The organism is Thermomonas flagellata, from assembly GCF_022419185.1.
In the GTDB taxonomy this organism is placed as follows: Bacteria; Pseudomonadota; Gammaproteobacteria; order Xanthomonadales; family Xanthomonadaceae; genus Thermomonas; species Thermomonas flagellata.
Map to the genome: position 1 here is coordinate 192,904 of NZ_JAJOZK010000004.1, position 15,099 is coordinate 208,002.

21 protein-coding genes are annotated in these 15,099 nt (G+C 68.1%); 20 read left to right on the forward strand and 1 reads right to left on the reverse strand.

Going from position 1 to position 15,099, the window contains the following annotated elements:
• Positions 1-10 precede the first annotated feature (10 nt).
• The 20 genes from ML340_RS05755 to ML340_RS05850 all read left to right on the forward strand — a co-directional run bounded on the left by ML340_RS05755 (position 11) and on the right by ML340_RS05850 (position 14,746).
• Complete coding sequence (locus ML340_RS05755) at positions 11-235, forward strand: hypothetical protein (protein WP_240097599.1); 225 nt, start codon at positions 11-13, stop codon at positions 233-235.
• A complete protein-coding gene (locus ML340_RS05760) occupies positions 232-705 on the forward strand; it encodes a DUF2924 domain-containing protein (protein ID WP_240097601.1) in 474 nt (157 codons plus the stop codon). Before ML340_RS05755 ends, ML340_RS05760 begins: the two co-directional genes overlap by 4 nt.
• A 14-nt stretch (positions 706-719) precedes the next feature.
• A complete protein-coding gene (locus ML340_RS05765; RefSeq protein ID WP_240097603.1) occupies positions 720-2,132 on the forward strand; it encodes a recombinase family protein in 1,413 nt (470 codons plus the stop codon).
• Positions 2,129-2,617 (forward strand): hypothetical protein, encoded by a 489-nt coding sequence (locus ML340_RS05770; protein WP_240097604.1) that lies wholly within the window; start codon positions 2,129-2,131, stop codon positions 2,615-2,617. Before ML340_RS05765 ends, ML340_RS05770 begins: the two co-directional genes overlap by 4 nt.
• 182 nt (positions 2,618-2,799) lie before the next feature.
• Positions 2,800-3,063, forward strand: coding sequence for a helix-turn-helix transcriptional regulator (locus tag ML340_RS05775; protein ID WP_028769813.1), 264 nt, complete (start codon positions 2,800-2,802; stop codon positions 3,061-3,063).
• 11 nt (positions 3,064-3,074) lie between these two features.
• The gene (locus ML340_RS05780; RefSeq protein ID WP_240097606.1) at positions 3,075-3,554 is read left to right on the forward strand and encodes a hypothetical protein; all 480 of its coding nucleotides are present in this window, start codon (positions 3,075-3,077) and stop codon (positions 3,552-3,554) included.
• Between the two features lie 292 nt (positions 3,555-3,846).
• Positions 3,847-4,452, forward strand: a complete 606-nt coding sequence (locus ML340_RS05785) for a hypothetical protein (RefSeq protein ID WP_083460479.1) — start codon at positions 3,847-3,849, stop codon at positions 4,450-4,452.
• A 10-nt stretch (positions 4,453-4,462) separates the two neighbouring features.
• On the forward strand, positions 4,463-5,317 hold the full coding sequence (locus ML340_RS05790; protein WP_054284889.1) for an ATP-binding protein: 855 nt from the start codon (positions 4,463-4,465) through the stop codon (positions 5,315-5,317).
• A 6-nt stretch (positions 5,318-5,323) separates the two neighbouring features.
• Positions 5,324-5,953, forward strand: coding sequence for a hypothetical protein (locus ML340_RS05795; protein WP_240097608.1), 630 nt, complete (start codon positions 5,324-5,326; stop codon positions 5,951-5,953).
• Between the two features lie 11 nt (positions 5,954-5,964).
• The gene (locus tag ML340_RS05800) at positions 5,965-6,480 is read left to right on the forward strand and encodes a DUF6511 domain-containing protein (RefSeq protein ID WP_240097610.1); all 516 of its coding nucleotides are present in this window, start codon (positions 5,965-5,967) and stop codon (positions 6,478-6,480) included.
• Positions 6,477-7,223 (forward strand): hypothetical protein, encoded by a 747-nt coding sequence (locus ML340_RS05805; RefSeq protein WP_240097612.1) that lies wholly within the window; start codon positions 6,477-6,479, stop codon positions 7,221-7,223. The genes ML340_RS05800 and ML340_RS05805 overlap by 4 nt, the downstream gene beginning before the upstream one ends.
• Positions 7,220-7,474 (forward strand): helix-turn-helix domain-containing protein, encoded by a 255-nt coding sequence (locus ML340_RS05810; RefSeq protein ID WP_240097614.1) that lies wholly within the window; start codon positions 7,220-7,222, stop codon positions 7,472-7,474. Before ML340_RS05805 ends, ML340_RS05810 begins: the two co-directional genes overlap by 4 nt.
• A complete protein-coding gene (locus tag ML340_RS05815) occupies positions 7,458-9,740 on the forward strand; it encodes a phage/plasmid primase, P4 family (RefSeq protein ID WP_240097616.1) in 2,283 nt (760 codons plus the stop codon). Before ML340_RS05810 ends, ML340_RS05815 begins: the two co-directional genes overlap by 17 nt.
• Positions 9,741-9,882: 142 nt before the next feature.
• Complete coding sequence (locus ML340_RS05820) at positions 9,883-10,359, forward strand: crossover junction endodeoxyribonuclease RuvC (RefSeq protein WP_240097618.1); 477 nt, start codon at positions 9,883-9,885, stop codon at positions 10,357-10,359.
• A 1-nt stretch (position 10,360) separates the two neighbouring features.
• Positions 10,361-10,570, forward strand: a complete 210-nt coding sequence (locus ML340_RS05825; protein WP_240097620.1) for a hypothetical protein — start codon at positions 10,361-10,363, stop codon at positions 10,568-10,570.
• A complete protein-coding gene (locus ML340_RS05830) occupies positions 10,563-10,982 on the forward strand; it encodes a DUF6362 family protein (RefSeq protein ID WP_240097622.1) in 420 nt (139 codons plus the stop codon). The genes ML340_RS05825 and ML340_RS05830 overlap by 8 nt, the downstream gene beginning before the upstream one ends.
• Complete coding sequence (locus ML340_RS05835; RefSeq protein WP_072756620.1) at positions 10,982-11,365, forward strand: type II toxin-antitoxin system RelE/ParE family toxin; 384 nt, start codon at positions 10,982-10,984, stop codon at positions 11,363-11,365. The genes ML340_RS05830 and ML340_RS05835 overlap by 1 nt, the downstream gene beginning before the upstream one ends.
• Positions 11,349-11,672 (forward strand): helix-turn-helix domain-containing protein, encoded by a 324-nt coding sequence (locus tag ML340_RS05840; protein WP_055424142.1) that lies wholly within the window; start codon positions 11,349-11,351, stop codon positions 11,670-11,672. Before ML340_RS05835 ends, ML340_RS05840 begins: the two co-directional genes overlap by 17 nt.
• A 405-nt stretch (positions 11,673-12,077) precedes the next feature.
• Complete coding sequence (locus ML340_RS05845) at positions 12,078-13,481, forward strand: site-specific DNA-methyltransferase (protein ID WP_240097627.1); 1,404 nt, start codon at positions 12,078-12,080, stop codon at positions 13,479-13,481.
• Positions 13,478-14,746 (forward strand): site-specific DNA-methyltransferase, encoded by a 1,269-nt coding sequence (locus ML340_RS05850; protein ID WP_240097629.1) that lies wholly within the window; start codon positions 13,478-13,480, stop codon positions 14,744-14,746. Before ML340_RS05845 ends, ML340_RS05850 begins: the two co-directional genes overlap by 4 nt.
• On the opposite strand, the gene ML340_RS05855 is transcribed toward ML340_RS05850, so the two are convergent.
• Positions 14,710-15,090: a hypothetical protein gene (locus tag ML340_RS05855; RefSeq protein ID WP_240097631.1), complete on the reverse strand. Its 381-nt coding sequence runs from the start codon at positions 15,088-15,090 to the stop codon at positions 14,710-14,712. The two genes, ML340_RS05850 and ML340_RS05855, sit on opposite strands and share 37 nt — an antisense overlap.
• Positions 15,091-15,099 lie beyond the last annotated feature (9 nt).

Sequence of the window (15,099 nt, forward strand, 5' to 3'; positions counted from 1 at the left end):
AACGCCGACCATGCACGAACTCGAACCCCGCTCCCCGGCCCTCGAGGCTGATCGGCCTCGGCACGCGCAACAAGAGATCGTCGATCTGCTGGCCTGCGCCCTCCTGCGGCTGCGCGCGCGCCCCTTTCCGCCATCTGGCCATATCGCCACCGACAGCGACTCGGTTGGCCTTGGCTTGTGCGGGCCACAGCGCGTGAATGCGAACCCCGATAACAACAACGGAGTTCGCCCATGACGGCACACGCACCCACAGTCGACGCTACCACCATCGCCGCCCGCGTCGCGCAGCTGCCCCACCTGTCGATGGACAGCCTCTGGGCGTTGTGGGACGAGTACTTCGAGGAGCGGCCCAAGCATCACCACCGCACGTGGCTGGAGAGCCGGCTCGCCTACAGGATCCAGGAGCGCGCCTTTGGCGGGTTGAAGCCCGCCACCCGCCGCAAGCTCGAGGAGATCGGTGAGACGGGCATCCTGCCGCGCCAACTGCGCCGCGACGCGAGTCGGCTGCTGCCGGGCACCGTGCTCACGCGGATCTTCGACGACGTCGAGCACCGGGTGCTGGTGCGCGGGCCCAATGACTTCGAGTATCAGGGGCAGCGGTTCAAGAGCCTGACGGCGATTGCCCGCCACATCACCGGCACGCATTGGTCGGGCCCCGCGTTCTTCGGCCTCAAGACCAAGGGCGGCCAGAAGGAGCCGGCATGAGATCACAACGGCCCGTGTCCTCGTCGACCACGCTAGCCCCAGGTCCCGTCACGCCATCGAGGCGCTGCGCGGTCTACACGCGCAAGTCCACCGACGAAGGGCTGGACCAGGAGTACAACAGCCTGGAGGCCCAACGCGACGCGGGGCTGGCCTTCATCGCCAGCCAACGCCACGAGGGCTGGATCGCCGTCGAGGAGGGTTATGACGACGGCGGCTACTCCGGCGGCAATCTCGACCGCCCTGCGCTCAAGCGGCTGCTCGCCGACATCGAGGCCGGCAGGATCGACATCGTGGTCGTCTACAAGATCGACCGATTGACGCGAAGTCTGCCGGACTTCGCCAAGCTGGTGGAGGTGTTCGACCGCAACGGCGTCTCCTTCGTCTCGGTCACGCAGCAGTTCAACACCACCACCTCGATGGGGCGGCTCACGCTCAACATCCTGCTGTCCTTCGCGCAGTTCGAGCGCGAGGTCACCGGCGAGCGCATCCGCGACAAGATCGCCGCCTCCAAGGCGAAGGGCATGTGGATGGGCGGCATGCCGCCGCTGGGCTACGACGTCGTCGATCGCAAGCTCGTCGTCAACGAGCGCGAGGCCGCGCTCGTGCGTGACATCTTCCGGCGCTACGCCGAGCATGGCTCGGCGGCGCGGCTGGTGCGAGAGATGGCGGTCGAGGGGCACACCACCAAGGCCTGGGTGACCCAAGGCGGGCGCCGGCGCACGGGCCGACCGATCGATCAGCAATACATCTTCGCGTTGCTGCGCAACCGCATCTACCTCGGTGAGATCCGCAACCACGGCACGTGGTATCCCGGCCAACACGAAGCGATCGTGCCACGAGACCTGTGGGACGCCGCGCACGCTTTCATCGCGCGCCGCAAGCAGGCGCCGCGTGAACACCGGGCCAAGCATCCGGCGCTGCTCGCGGGGCTACTGTTCGCGCCCGACGGCCAGCGCATGCTGCACACCTTCGTCAAGAAGAAGAGCGGACGCACCTACCGCTACTACGTCCCCTACCTGCACAAGCGCCGCAACGCGGGTGCGAGCCTGGCGTCGGATGCCCCGGACGTCGGCCATCTGCCCGCGGCCGAGATCGAGAACGCGGTGCTGACGCAGATCCACGCGGCGCTCTCGGCGCCGGAGGTGCTGATCGGCACCTGGCGGGCGTGCCAGCGCCACCCGGCGGGTGCCGCCCTCGACGAAGCGCAGGTGGTGGTGGCGATGCGACGCATCGGCGACGTGTGGGCGCAGTTGTTCCCGGCCGAGCAGCAACGCATCGCGCGGCTGCTGATCGAGCGGGTCCAACTGCATGAGTACGGACTCGACATCCTCTGGCGTGAAGACGGCTGGCTGGGATTGGGGCCCGAGATCGGCGCGCATCCCTTGGTCGACGAGTGCCGCGCGAGCGCCGAGGAGGCCTTGGCATGACCCGGTCGCCTCCCGATCCGACTCCGAACTCCCGCCGCCGCGCGATCCGGGTCGAGGTCGGCAGCGACGCGCGCAGCTACGTCAGCGACGGGCAGCGGGTGACCCTGGTGCCCCTGACGATCAAGCGCCGGCAGAACCGCAAGCTCCTGATCCCGCCGACGCCCGAGTCCACAGCCTCAGCCGCGGGAGGACTGGACGCGTCGATGATCAAGACGCTCGGCAAGGCCTTCTACTGGAAGCGGCTGCTCGAGGAGGGGCGCTATCCCACGACGACCGACCTGGCCCGCTCCCTGAAGTTGGAGCCCGGCTGGGTGGCCGAGGTGCTGCGCCTGACCCTGTTGGCCCCCGACATCGTCGAGGCCATCCTGGACGGGCGCCAGCCCCGCCATCTGAACCTGCAGACCCTGCGTGGCCGGCACGATCTGCTGCCCCGCGACTGGGGCGAGCAGCGTCGGCTGCTGGGTTTTCCACCACGCGTCCTGTGACCGGCCGCTGACCATCCCCCTGTCCCCAAGAACGGCGAGCCGCGTGCTCGCCGTTTTGGCATGGACGCGTGCGGATTGGCGAACCCGAAGTTTGTGCGTGGTTCGCCATTCGGTCCCTCCAAGGTTCGCCACCCGAAGCCTGCAATGACACCTGTTCCTCAACAGCGTCATAGGAGGCTTCCATGCCGACAACGGCAAGCACCATCCCCCGGTCGCCGGTCGATGCGATCAACAGCCTGTCTCCCGGCGACCGTCGGGTCCTCAACGAGAACGAGCTCGCGCAGCGCTGGGGCCTGAGCCCCAAGACCCTGCAGCGCTGGCGCAGCGAAGGGCGGGGCCCGCGCTACCTGAAGCTGTCCAAGCGCGTCAGCTACCCCCTGGAGTCGGTCATCGAGTTCGAGCGTGGCGCCCTGCACGACTCGACCTCCGAGCGCGCGGCGCGCTGAAGGGGGATGCGATGAGCGATTTGACCCTCTACCCCGCCGACATCGCCGCGATGTCCGTCGGCCAGCTGGCCGCGCTGCCGCCCGCCCAGAAGGCGGAGATCAGCCGCAACCTCGACGAAGCGCTCGCCTGGCTCAAGCAGGCCCGCGCGAAGTTCGACGCCGCGCTGGAGGCCGCCTACGGCGAGCAGGCCCGTGCTGCACGCCTCGAGGCCGGCAAGGACTTCGGCGTCGTGCATCTCACCGACGGCGCACTGCGCGTGACCGTCGATGTCCCGAAACGCGTGGCCTGGGACCAGGCGCAGCTGTCGCAGATGGCCCGGCGCATCGCCGCCGCCGGCGAGCGCGTCGAGGACTACCTCGATGTCGAGTACTCGGTGTCCGAGTCCCGCTTCAACCACTGGCCCGCGGCGCTGCGCGCGCAGTTCGAGCCGGCGCGCACCGTCAAGCCCGGCAAGCCGACGTTTCGGCTGACCTTGACCTCGGAGGACTGAACCATGCCCACCGAACTGAAAGTGAAAGAGAAGGGCCGGAATTCGATTCCGCCCCGTGTCGCCGAGCGGCTGAAGGAGGTGGCGTGATGACGCCCCTTCATCCTCGTGACGTCCTTGATCTTGGCAAGCCAATGGCCGGGTTGTGCTCGGCGCGCTGTGGCATGGCATGGCGGGGCAAGCCGCGGCAAGGCCCAAGCGAACTGTGACTGGGCTCGGTTCGGACTGGCTTGGCGTGGCTAGGCAAGGCTGGGCCCGATGTGGCAAGGAACTTTCGATTTCTGGAGATTCGACGATGAAAACCCTTTTGAGAAACGAGGATGCGCTCGGCAACGGTGCCGAGTCGGCGGTCCTGACGGGGGCGCCGTACAGCGTCCGTGTCGTCATCGAAGGCGTGGCGGACTTGTTGTTCCACCGCTGGAACTGCGAGGCCGTCGACGCCAAGGCCAAGGCCACCAAGAACAGCGCCGCCAAAAAAACCGACGACATCGAGAGCTACGTCTATCGCGACAACCAGGGCCAGTTGTGCCTGCCCGGGGAGTATCTGCGACAGGCGCTGATCGGTGCGGCCAAGTTCAAGCAGGACCCCAGGAGTCCACGCAAATCGGCGCAGGACATCACCAAGGCCGGCGTGGTTTCGCTCACCCACCTGGCCAGCCTGGGGACCGACCGCTGGGATTACGAAGACCGCCGCCGCGTGGTGGTGCAACGCGCGGGCGTCAATCGGGTGCGGCCTGCCATGCGTGCGGGTTGGCGCGCCGAGTTCGATCTGATGGTGGTGCTGCCCGAATACCTCGACCGTGCCTGGATCAAGGACAGCCTGGACATGGCAGGCCGACTCATCGGCGTGGGTGACTTCCGTCCCACCTTCGGCCGCTTCACGGTCGTCTCGTTCGAATGAGGAGTCGGCCATGCCATTGCCTATCGTGACGGCCAACGAAAGACTCGTCGAAAAACGCTGCGCCAAGGTCGCCCTCGTCGGTGCGCCCGGGGTGGGCAAGACCTCCCAGATCCGCACGCTCGATGCCGAACGCACCTTACTGGTGGACACCGAGGCCGGCGATCTGTCCATCCTCGACTGGGGCGGTGACACCCTGCGCCCGCGCACCTGGCCGGAGTTCAAGGACCTGGTGGTGTTCCTGGCAGGACCCAGCCCGAGCGCCACACCCGAGCAGGCCTTCTCGCAGGCCCACTTTGATCACGTCTGCCAGAAGTACGGCGACCCGGCGCAGCTGGCCAAGTACGACACCTACTTCGTCGATTCCTTGACCGTGCTCTCGCGGATGTGCCTGGCCTGGTGCAAGACCCAGCCGGCCGCATTCTCCGAGAAGACCGGCAAGCCCGACACCCGGGGCGCTTATGGCTTGCTCGGCACCGAGATGATCGGCGCCCTCACGCACCTGCAGCACGTGAGGGACAAGCACGTCATCTACGTCTGCATCCTGGAAGAGAAGCTGGACGATTTCAACCGCCGCATCTACCAGCTGCAGCTCGAAGGCGCCAAGACCTCGGCCGAGCTGCCTGGTGTGCTCGATGAAGTCATCACGCTGGCCATCTTGAAGGCCGACGACGGCACGCCATACCGCGCGTTCGTCACCGGCGCGGACAACCCCTGGGGCTTCCCGAGCAAGGACCGCTCGGGACGGCTTGCCCCCATCGAAGAACCCCACCTCGGAAAGCTCATTGCCAAGTGCCTCGGCCGCACTGCCGCAGCACACGCCAGCGCTTTGTCGCATTCAACCGACCTCAACGCATTCAAGGAGTGATCCGCCATGACCGCTTGGAACGACTTCAACGACGCCGAACAACAGCAAAGCTTCGACCTCATCCCCAAGGGCACGCTCGCCCGCGTGCGCATGACGATCAAGCCCGGGGGCTACGACGACCCGGCGCAGGGCTGGACGGGCGGCTGGGCCACCCAGAGCTTCGAGACGGGTTCCGTCTATCTCGCGGCCGAGTTCGTCGTGCTGGAGGGCGAGTACGCCCGGCGCAAGCTCTGGAGCAACATCGGCCTGCATTCCCCGAAGGGCCCGGCTTGGGGCCAGATGGGGCGCAGCTTCGTGCGCGCCGTGCTCAATTCCGCCCGCAACGTCCATCCGCAGGACATGAGCCCGCAGGCCGCCGCCGCGCGGCGCATCCAGGGCTTCCACGAGCTCGACGGCATCGAGTTTGCGGCCCGCATCGACGTCGAGAAGGACGGCCGCGGCGAGTTGAAGAACGTCATCCGAAACGCCGTCGAGCCCGACCACCCGGACTACGTCCGCCTGATGGGCGTGCCGCCGAAGGCCCCCGGTACCGGCAACGGTGGCGCCCCGGCGGCGGTCGCCCCGCCCCGTGCGATCCCCACGCCGCCCGCCCCGCAACGCCCCGCCGTGCCGGGCAAGCCCGCCTGGGCGCAGTGAGAGGAGGGTCAGTGAAGTGTTGGGTCTGCAAACGACAGGCGCGCGGCTACGGCCACTCGGACCTTCGGCATCCGGTGGGCGACGCCCGGCGCTATCCGATCGACTGGGTGTTCTGCTCGCGGCGTTGCCAGCAGGTGTTTCATGCGCTCTACGGTCAGTGGCTGCGGGTGCAGGAAGGACGCACGCCCAAGACGGAGGTGGCCATGATCGACCCGTCTGACGTCGAACTGGCCGCGATGAAGAAGTGCCTCAAGGCCTTCGGCGAGGTCGCGGGCGAGATCGGCTTTGCCAAGCCGCTGGGCGAGTATTCCGAGGCCGAGGCGCTCCAGGTGATCGACGCCATCGTCACCTGCTACACGGAGGCGATGGTCGAGCACCACGAGGCAAGCAAGTATCCGCCGGTGCGCGGGCTCAAAGACCCCGTGTCCGACCCCTTCGCGGACCTGGCAGACGACCTGCCGTGGGAGGAGCCGAAGGCTCAAGCGCAGACGGCACGCACGGCAGCACCCAAGGAGGCGCGGCGATGATGGACTTCAACGCCTCCAAGAGCCTGTCGGGTCAGCTCACGGCGCTGATCGATGCCGGGATGCAGCAGTCTCGCGCGGCGCAGCCTCGCCGCGCGTACCTGGGCGCCTCGCGCCTGGGGGCGACCTGCGAGCGGCAGCTGCAGTACGAGTTCGCCGACGCCCCGGTCGATCCGGGTCGCGAGACCGACGGTCGCATGCTGCGCGTCTTCGAGCGCGGCCACCTCATCGAGGACTGCATGGTCGGATGGCTGCGCGCGGCGGGCTTCGATCTGCGCACGCGCGACGACGCGGGCGAGCAATTCGGCTTCTCGGCGCTGGACGGGCGCCTGCAGGGCCACGTCGATGGCGTGCTCGTCGCCGGGCCCGACCTGGGGTTCGGTTGCGGCTACCCGGCGCTGTGGGAGAACAAGTGCTTGGGAGCGAAGTCGTGGCGCGAGTTGGAGAGACATCGCCTCGCGGTCGCCAAGCCCGTCTACGCCGCCCAGGTCGCGCTCTACCAGGCCTATCTCGAACTGCACGCGCACCCGGCCCTGTTCACGGCGGTGAACGCCGACACCATGGAGATCCACGCCGAGCTGGTGCCGTTCGACGCGGCGTTGGCGCAGCGCATGTCCGACCGGGCGGTCAAGGTCATCACGGCCACCGAGGCGGGCGAACTGCTTCCACGCGCCTTCGCCGATCCCACCCATGTCGAGTGCCGGATGTGCCCGTGGCAGGACCGGTGCTGGAGGGCTGCGGCATGACCGACAGACCACTGCACCCGGTGCTCGGGGAGCGCCTGATCGACGCACGCGAGGCGGCACTGGCGCTCAATCTGCCGCACTACTGGCTCACGCACGCGAAGGAGCGCCGACGTCTCGGCCTGCCGCACTACCGGGTGGGCAAGCTGCTGCGTTTCAAGCTCTCCGAACTGATGGCGTGGATGGAGGAACGTCAAGCCCTGCTCACGGCCGACGCAGGGCACGAGGAGGAGTCGGATGCTGGACTTCAATGACACCGCACCCGCGCCCGAGATCCCGGCGTCCGAACGCCGCGAGGCCGTGCGCGCCGCGCTGCTCGCGAGGCTGGAGTCGGTGCTGTTCACGCTGTTCCCCGCTGGAAAGAAGCGCCGCGGCAAGTTCGTCATCGGCGACGTGCTCGGCAGCCCGGGCGACAGCCTGGAAGTCGTGCTCGACGGCGACAAGGCGGGACTGTGGACCGACCGCGCCGAAGGCTCCGGCGGCGATGTGTTCCACCTGATCGGCGCTCACTTCGGCGTGGACGTGCAGGGCGACTTCGCCCGCATCCTCGACCTGGCCGAGGACCTCGTCGGCCGAGCGCTCACGGCGCCGCCGCGCAAGGCGGCCAAGAAGGCCCCGGTGGACGACCTCGGCCCGGCCACCGCCAAGTGGGACTACCTCGACGCACAAGGGCGCCTCATCGCCGTGGTCTACCGCTACGACCCGCCAGGGCGCAAGAAGGAGTTCCGGCCCTGGGACGCGCGCCGCCGCAAGATGGCGCCGCCCGAGCCGCGGCCGCTCTACAACCAGCCGGGGATCCACAACGCCGCCCAGGTCGTGCTGGTCGAGGGCGAGAAATGCGCCCAGGCCTTGATCGAGCGCGGGATCGTGGCCACCACCGCGATGCACGGCGCCAACGCCCCGGTGGACAAGACCGACTGGTCGCCGCTGGCTGGCAAGGCCGTGCTGATCTGGCCCGACCGCGACAAGCCGGGCTGGGAGTACGCCGTGCAGGCGGCCCAGGCGATTCTGTCGGCGGGCGCGAAGACCTGCCACATCCTGTACCCGCCCGAGGAAGCGGCGGACGGCTGGGACGCGGCGGACGCCGTGATGGAGGGCTTCGACGTCGCGGCCTTCCTCGCCCACGGTCCGCGTGTGCAGGTGCATGACCTTGCGGACCCCGGCGAGCCGGTGATCGGCGCGGATGAATCGGTGTGGGGCACCGAAGATGCCCTGGCGCTGGCCTTCACCCGGCGCTACCACCGCGACTGGCGCTACGTGGCGGCCTGGGGCCGCTGGTTGGTGTGGGATGGCCGGCGTTGGCGCAACGAGGAAACGCTGGCGGCCACCGACTTGATCCGCGGTGTCTGCCGACACGCGGCCCTCCAGGCCGACAACCCGAAGCTGGCGGCCAAGCTGGCCACCTCCGGCACCGTCGGCGGCGTCGAACGCCTGGCTCGCGCAGACCGACGCCACGCCGCGACCACCGCCGAGTGGGACGCCGATCCCTGGCTGCTCAACACCCCAGGCGGCGTGGTCGACCTCCGAACGGGCCGCATGCGCGCGCACGACCGCGCCGACCGCATGACCAAGATCACGACCGCCACGCCCGGCGGCGACTGCCCGACCTGGCGGCGCTTCCTTGCCGAAGTCACCGGCGGCGACGCGGACCTGCAAGCCTATTTGCAGCGCGTCAGCGGCTACTGCCTGACCGGCTCGACCCAGGAGCATGCGCTGTTCTTCCTCTATGGCACCGGCGCCAACGGCAAGTCGGTGTTCGTGAACACCCTGGCCACGATCCTCGGCGACTACGCCGCCAGCGCGCCGATGGACACCTTCATGGAGACGCGCAGCGACCGGCATCCAACCGACATGGCGGGCCTGCGCGGGGCGCGCTTCGTCTCCTCCATCGAGACCGAGCAGGGCCGGCGCTGGAACGAGTCCAAGGTCAAGGCCATCACCGGCGGCGACAAGGTCTCGGCGCGCTTCATGCGGCAAGACTTCTTCGAGTTCTGGCCGCAGTTCAAGCTCTTCGTCGCCGGCAACCACAAGCCCGCCATCCGCAACATCGACGAGGCCATGAAGCGCCGGCTGCACCTGATCCCCTTCACGATCACCGTGCCGCCCGAGCGGCGGGACAAACACCTGCAGCACAAGTTGCTCGCCGAGCGCGACGGGATCCTGGCCTGGGCGCTGGAGGGCTGCCTGGCCTGGCAGCGCCTGGGCCGGCTCGATCCGCCGCCGCAGGTCGTGGCCGCCACCGAGGAGTACTTCGAAGCCGAGGACGCGCTGGGCCGCTGGCTGGAGGAGCGCTGCGTGCGCGAGGCCAATGCCAAGTCCCTGACCGCCGAACTGTTCACCGACTGGAAGCAGTGGGCGGAGGCCGCCGGCGAGTTCGTCGGCTCACAGCGCCGCTTCTCCGACCTCTTGATCACCCGCGGCGTCGAGAAATGGCGCAACGCCGCCGGCATCCGGGGCTTCCGTGGCGTGGGTCTCAAGCACCCGATGCAGCCCGCCTACACCCCCTATGCCGACGACTGAACACCCGTGACCACCGACAGGACTGACGCATCTGACGCTGTCCATCGTAAGTCTCTACGCGCGCGCGCGTGCGCGCGCCTCACGGGAACTATCGATATCGTGCGTCGGATGCGTCAGTCCCCACCGAACGAGGACTGACACCATGCACACCACGATCCTGGCCCTCGACCTGGGCACCACCACCGGCTGGGCGCTGCGCGACCGCACCGGCCGCATCACCAGCGGCAGCCAATCCTTCAAGCCACAGCGATTCGAAGGCGGCGGCATGCGCTACCTGCGCTTTGGCCGTTGGATTTCTGAAATTCAGACATCGGTTTCTGAACTTCAGTTTTTGTACTTCGAGGAAGTGCGCCGCCACGCCTCCACCGATGCCGCGCACGCCTACGGCGGGTTCCTCGCCACGCTCACGGCCTGGTGCGAGCACCACGGCGTCCCCTACCAGGGCGTGCCGGTGGGCACGATCAAGAAGCACGTCACCGGTAAGGGCAATGCGAGCAAGGACGAGATGATGGCGGCCATGCGCGCGCGCGGCTACCTGCCCACCGACGACAACGAAGCCGACGCGCTGGCCCTGCTGCACTGGGCCATCCAGCATCACGACGCGGCACAGGAGGCGTGAGATGGACATCCCGACCCCTCGCTACCGCTGCCCGCTGGGGCGCCTGCAGCCCGAGCCGATGGACGTGGAGGCCGTCAAGCGCCGCGGCTGGCGCGAGCAACGCCTGCTCGTCGTCTCCGTCGACGACGACCGGCTCGACTGGGTGGAGCGCGAGCTGATCCGCCGAATCGGCGAGCGGCTCTACGGTGCACGGGAGGCGCGCCATGGCTGAGTGGACCGTCGAGCGGGTGGCCGAACGCTTCCGGGAGGCGGCCATCACCGCCCACCGCCTGCCGCCCGTGCGCGTGCAGGGCTACTTCAACACCTGGCCCGCGATCCGGCGCATGCCCTGGGAGACGCTGGGGGCCGAACCCTCGATCCGGCGCTTCCCGCCCGCACCCGAGACGGTCGAGCGGATGCTCGAGACCATGCGCTGGGTCTTGTGGCTGGAGGAAGAGGAACGCCACCTGGTATGGATGCGTGCCGAGCGCCACCGCTGGCGCGACATCTGCGCCCGCTTCGGCTGCGACCGGACCACCGCCTGGCGGCGGTGGCAGCGGGCGCTCTCGATCGTGGCCGACCGTCTGAACGGAGAGCAAGGAACTTCTCGACACATGGTGCCACTAAGTGGCATACTTCGCTAATGAGAAGAGTCTTCAAGACGCGCCACTTCGCTCGTTGGATGCGCAAGACCGAACTGACAGACGCCGGGTTGTGTCAAGCGGTCGAGGAGATGGCCGCGGGCCTCATCGATGCCGACCTGGGCGGTGGCGTGGTGAAAAAGCGCGTGGGCTTGGCTGGCCGCGGCAAGCGTGGTGGCGCGCGCACCTTGATCGCCACCAACAAGGGCGATCGCTGGTTCTTCGTCTACGGCTTCGAGAAAAACGAGCGGGCCAACATCGATGACGAGGAACTGGAAGCGCTGCAGGATCTGGCCGCCGATCTGCTGGCCCGTCCCGCGCGCCAGTTGGATGAATCCGTTGCCGACGGAACATTGCAGGAGATTTGCCATGACAAACGAGCCTAAGTCCAAGAGCCGCCTGCTCGAAGCCGTTCACGAAACGGCGCGCGACCTGCATCGCCTGGGCTTCATCGACAAGCGCAAGATGCGCAAGTACGACGCGCTGTGCCTGGAGCCGGTGCATGAATACGACGCTGAGAAAGTGCGCGCCTTGCGCGAACGCCTGCACTTGAGTCAGGCCGTGCTGGCATCGGTCCTCAACACCAGCGTCTCGACCGTGCGCAAGTGGGAAGTGGGCGACAAGAAGCCCAGCGGTCCCTCGCAGAAGCTGCTCGACCTCATCGAACGCAAGGGGCTGGAGGCCGTGCTCTGAAGTCGCGGGGCACGAGCGCACCGCCACCACGCCTGCGTGTTTTGGCGTGATTTGGCGGGTGGGATCGTGCATCCGCGTGCGTCTGCGGCGTGATGCGGCTTTCGCCACTGCAACAGATCCGCCCGTTTGGGGGTAGCATTTCGGCTAAGGTCTGGACAGCGGTGACGGTCGAGGAAGCCGCCCAGCCATCCACGGGTCCTTCCTGGGCACCGAGCCATGCGGGGGGCGCGAGCGCGGCATCGCCCTAGCGTCAGGGCGCCAAGCAGGTTACCACCCGGCCCGGTTACCGGCCCTGGTTACCACCCGGCAGAGCAGTCACCGCGTCACCAGACTCCGAACGCAACCCGAACTCATCCCACCCGCCCGGCGGCAACGCCCGGCGGGTTTTGCTTTTGGACTTCTCCCTTGAACGCACTTCAGGTCGAGTACCGCCCGCTCCAGACGCTGATCCCCTACGCCCGCAACCCGCGCACGCACAGCGAGGCGCAGGTCGCCAAGATCGCCGCCTCCATCGTCGAGTTCGGCTTCACCAACCCGATCCTGGTCGATGGCGACAACGGCATCATCGCCGGCCACGGGCGTCTGGCGGCGGCTCGCCGGCTCGGGCTCGAGCAGGTGCCGGTGATCGAACTGGCGCACCTGACCCCGGCGCAAAAGCGCGCCCTGGTGCTCGCCGACAACCGTCTGGCGTTGGACGCCGGCTGGGACGAGGAACTGCTCGCGCTGGAGCTGGCCGAGTTATCCGATGCCGGCTACGACCTGGCGCTGACCGGCTTCGAGGGAGCCGAGATCGAAGCGCTGCTCGCCGACGCGACGGTCGATGCCGAACCGGAACCCGAAGCCGAGGCGCCGGACGCCGCCGATGAGGTACCCGAAACCCCGACCGTGCCGGTTGCCCGCGCCGGTGACATCTGGGTGCTCGGCAAGCACCGCCTGATCTGCGGCGATGCCACCGACCGGGACGTGGTCGCCGCGCTGATGCAGGGCGAGAAGGCTGCGTTGTGCTTTACCTCGCCGCCCTACGGCAACCAGCGCGACTACACCACCGGCGGCATCGCCGATTGGGACGGCCTGATGCGCGGCGTCTTCGCGCACCTGCCGATGGCAGACGACGGCCAGGTGCTGGTGAACCTGGGCCTCATCCACCGCGACAACGAGGTCATCCCGTACTGGGATGGGTGGCTGGCGTGGATGCGCCAGCAAGGCTGGCGGCGCTTCGCCTGGTACGTCTGGGACCAGGGGCCGGGCATGCCCGGCGACTGGGCAGGCCGGCTGGCGCCTGCCTTCGAGTTCATCTTTCACTTCAACCGGCAAAGCCGCAAGCCGAACAAGATCGTGCCGTGCAAATGGGCCGGACAGGACACCCACCTGCGCGCCGATGGATCGTCCACCGCGATGCGCGGCAAGGATGGCGAAGTCGGCGGTTGGACGCACAAAGGGCTGCCCACCCAAGACAGCCGCATCCCCGACGCGGTGATCCGCGTGATGCGCCACAAAGGCAAGATTGGCCGGGGCATCGACCACCCGGCCGTGTTCCCGGTGGCGCTGCCGCAGTTCGTGATCGAGGCTTACACCGATAGCGGTGACCTCGTGTTCGAGCCGTTTGGCGGCAGCGGTACGACGATGCTGGCCGCCGAGCGTACCGGCCGCGTCTGCCGCAGCGTGGAGATCGCGCCCGAGTACGTGGACGTGGCGGTCACACGCTTTCGGCAGAACCACCCCGGCGTGCCGGTGACGATGCTTGCGAGCGGCCAGTCCTTCGAGGAGGTGGCGGCCGAGCGACGGGCAACGGAGGAAATCCCGGCATGAGGGCGTCGTGGCTGGCCGAGCGGATCGAGCAGTGGCCGACCGCCAAGCTCATCCCCTACGCCCGCAATGCGCGCACCCATTCCCAGGAGCAGGTGGCGCAGATCGCCGCCAGTATTGCGGAGTTCGGCTTCACCAACCCGATCCTCGCGGGCAGCGACGGCGTGATCGTCGCCGGTCACGGGCGGCTGGCCGCTGCCCAGAAACTGGGGCTGGAACGGGTGCCGGTGGTCGTGCTCGACCACCTCACGCCCACCCAGCGCCGGGCGCTCTTGATCGCCGACAACCGTATCGCCGAGAACGCTGGTTGGGACGAGCAACTGCTGCACCTCGAGCTGCAGGACCTGCAGGCAGCGGGCCTTGACCTGGACCTCACCGGCTTTGATGCCGACGAGCTGGCCGATCTGCTCGCGGGCGACGAGCCGGATGTCCAAGGCCAGACCGACGAGGACGCAGTGCCCGAGGTCGAGGCGACCCCGATCTCACACCCGGGCGACGTCTGGCGCCTCGGCCCGCACCGGCTGCTGTGCGGCGATGCGACCCTCGCCGAGAGCTACGAGCGGTTGATGCCAGGCGCGGTAGCCGACATGGTGTTCACCGACCCGCCGTATAACGTCAACTACGCCAACAGCGCGAGAGACAAGCTGCGCGGCAAGGACCGCGCGATCCTCAACGACAACCTGGGCTACGCCTTCCACGACTTCCTGCTGGCGGCGTTGACGCCGACCATTGCTCACTGCCGCGGCGCGATCTACGTGGCCATGTCCTCCAGCGAGCTGGACGTGCTGCAATCGGCCTTCCGCGCCGCCGGCGGCCACTGGTCCACCTTCATCATCTGGGCCAAGCACACCTTCACCCTGGGCCGCGCCGACTACCAGCGCCAGTACGAGCCGATCCTCTACGGATGGCCCGAGGGCGCGCAGCGCCACTGGTGCGGCGACCGCGACCAGGGCGATGTGTGGCAGATCAAGAAGCCGCAGAAAAACGACCTGCACCCGACGATGAAGCCGGTGGAACTGGTCGAGCGGGCGATCCGCAATTCCAGCCGACCGGGCGATGTGGTGCTCGATCCCTTCGGTGGCTCTGGAACGACGTTGATTGCGGCCGAGAAGTCTGGCCGCATCGCCCGGCTGATCGAGCTCGATCCAAAGTACGTGGATGTGATCGTGCGCCGCTGGCAGGACTTTACCGGCCAGCAGGCCACCCGCGAGGCGGATGGCGTGGCGTTCAATCAGGCGGCCAGCGACTCGTCGGTGATCGCGCAGTGAATCACAAAGCCCGTCAGGTAAGGCAAGCCGCGCGGGATGCCGTATTGCTTGGCTGTTTGACGGCCGATCGTCCATTCCATCCAGCGCCCGGTGGCGGCCTCGATCGCGTCCGCCAGGTTCTTGCCCTCGTGCAGCCCGTTCAGGACGTCGTCGGCAAAGTGGCGGCCGTGGACGCTGTCGAGGAAGGCCCGTACCGATTCGAACGGCTGGCAGGTGGCGTGGGAGATCGCGGTCATCGCGATCGGCCAGGCGGCCTGGGCGTGCTCGCCCATCGTGCCCCAGAAGCCCCACGACTCGTTCTGGGTGACGGGGATCGCTGTGATGGTCTTTGGGGTGGTGCTCATCTCGGGCTC

Bases quoted from the DNA above. Each gene is read 5' to 3' on its own strand.
- ML340_RS05790 (WP_054284889.1), top strand. From the start codon at position 4,463: ATGCCATTGCCTATCGTGACGGCCAACGAAAGACTCGTCGAAAAACGC.
- ML340_RS05775 (WP_028769813.1), top strand. From the start codon at position 2,800: ATGCCGACAACGGCAAGCACCATCCCCCGGTCGCCGGTCGATGCGATC.
- ML340_RS05780 (WP_240097606.1), top strand. From the start codon at position 3,075: ATGAGCGATTTGACCCTCTACCCCGCCGACATCGCCGCGATGTCCGTC.
- ML340_RS05785 (WP_083460479.1), top strand. From the start codon at position 3,847: ATGAAAACCCTTTTGAGAAACGAGGATGCGCTCGGCAACGGTGCCGAG.
- ML340_RS05810 (WP_240097614.1), top strand. From the start codon at position 7,220: ATGACCGACAGACCACTGCACCCGGTGCTCGGGGAGCGCCTGATCGAC.
- ML340_RS05795 (WP_240097608.1), top strand. From the start codon at position 5,324: ATGACCGCTTGGAACGACTTCAACGACGCCGAACAACAGCAAAGCTTC.
- ML340_RS05770 (WP_240097604.1), top strand. From the start codon at position 2,129: ATGACCCGGTCGCCTCCCGATCCGACTCCGAACTCCCGCCGCCGCGCG.
- ML340_RS05855 (WP_240097631.1), bottom strand. From the start codon at position 15,090: ATGAGCACCACCCCAAAGACCATCACAGCGATCCCCGTCACCCAGAAC.
- ML340_RS05825 (WP_240097620.1), top strand. From the start codon at position 10,361: ATGGACATCCCGACCCCTCGCTACCGCTGCCCGCTGGGGCGCCTGCAG.
- ML340_RS05830 (WP_240097622.1), top strand. From the start codon at position 10,563: ATGGCTGAGTGGACCGTCGAGCGGGTGGCCGAACGCTTCCGGGAGGCG.
- ML340_RS05840 (WP_055424142.1), top strand. From the start codon at position 11,349: ATGACAAACGAGCCTAAGTCCAAGAGCCGCCTGCTCGAAGCCGTTCAC.
- ML340_RS05760 (WP_240097601.1), top strand. From the start codon at position 232: ATGACGGCACACGCACCCACAGTCGACGCTACCACCATCGCCGCCCGC.
- ML340_RS05755 (WP_240097599.1), top strand. From the start codon at position 11: ATGCACGAACTCGAACCCCGCTCCCCGGCCCTCGAGGCTGATCGGCCT.
- ML340_RS05805 (WP_240097612.1), top strand. From the start codon at position 6,477: ATGATGGACTTCAACGCCTCCAAGAGCCTGTCGGGTCAGCTCACGGCG.
- ML340_RS05850 (WP_240097629.1), top strand. From the start codon at position 13,478: ATGAGGGCGTCGTGGCTGGCCGAGCGGATCGAGCAGTGGCCGACCGCC.
- ML340_RS05835 (WP_072756620.1), top strand. From the start codon at position 10,982: ATGAGAAGAGTCTTCAAGACGCGCCACTTCGCTCGTTGGATGCGCAAG.
- ML340_RS05815 (WP_240097616.1), top strand. From the start codon at position 7,458: ATGCTGGACTTCAATGACACCGCACCCGCGCCCGAGATCCCGGCGTCC.
- ML340_RS05820 (WP_240097618.1), top strand. From the start codon at position 9,883: ATGCACACCACGATCCTGGCCCTCGACCTGGGCACCACCACCGGCTGG.